The 797-nt window shown below is 67.1% G+C and carries 2 pseudogenes; one reads left to right on the forward strand and one right to left on the reverse strand.

Going from position 1 to position 797, the window contains the following annotated elements:
* A pseudogene (locus L810_RS49475) lies at window positions 1-127 on the reverse strand (DNA-binding response regulator); the annotation flags it as partial.
* 402 nt (window positions 128-529) lie between these two features.
* Here L810_RS49475 and L810_RS49900 point away from each other — a divergent pair.
* A pseudogene (locus L810_RS49900) lies at window positions 530-797 on the forward strand (hypothetical protein); the annotation flags it as partial.

Here is a 797-nt window from a genome sequence, read left to right on the forward strand (position 1 = left end):
GCTCGGCCACATTCCTGCACACCGCGACGAGCTCGATCGCGCAGGCGCTGCCTGCCACCTGCTCGATGCCGGCCAGCGTCAACGGCCAGTCGTACGCGAAGACGATGCGAACGTTGAATTTCCTCATGCGTGGTTCCCGGTGGTTCATCGGCCGCGCGACGCGCAACGCGCAACGCGCACGGCCGGTTTGGCGTTGATCGGACGTTCAGGCTATTTTTAGCCTGAACGACGATTCTATGAAGCCGCACGCGGACGGGATATCGGACGGTAACGGGATTGGTCGTCAGGGACGTAATACGAGTTTGAATTTGCGCCGGTTCGAGCGGCCGTCCCGGAGCGGCCGGCACCTGGAAACATCGGCCGGATGGCCGGCGTGGCGGGCCACACGGTCCATCCGGCCGGCCAGCAGGTAAAATCGACGCCTTTGCATGCCGCGCCGGGCCGCCGGCGGCGAGCGACGCGCCTGCCGGCCGCGCGCCACCGCCCTGCGCCCGCGCCCGTACTCCGGTGGCCCCGCCCCGCTTTCCTCATGACCGAATCCGACCTGCAATCCGACGACACCTCCATCCACGAAGACGGCCTCTGGCGCGACAACGGCTGGACGGCCCGCATCATCAAGAACGAAGACGACGACGGCTGGGCCGTCGAAATGATCAAGGACGGCGAGTCCGAGCCCGCGCTCGTCGGGCCGTGGACCATGGGCCGCGACAAGAAGAACCCGAAGCCGATGGACGCGAACGCGTTCCGCACGCTCGTGAAGACCGCGACCGAGGTGCTGATGCGCCACGAGCAGCAGC

This window comes from Burkholderia sp. AU4i (assembly GCF_000466765.1).
GTDB classification, from domain to species: domain Bacteria; phylum Pseudomonadota; class Gammaproteobacteria; order Burkholderiales; family Burkholderiaceae; genus Burkholderia; species Burkholderia cepacia.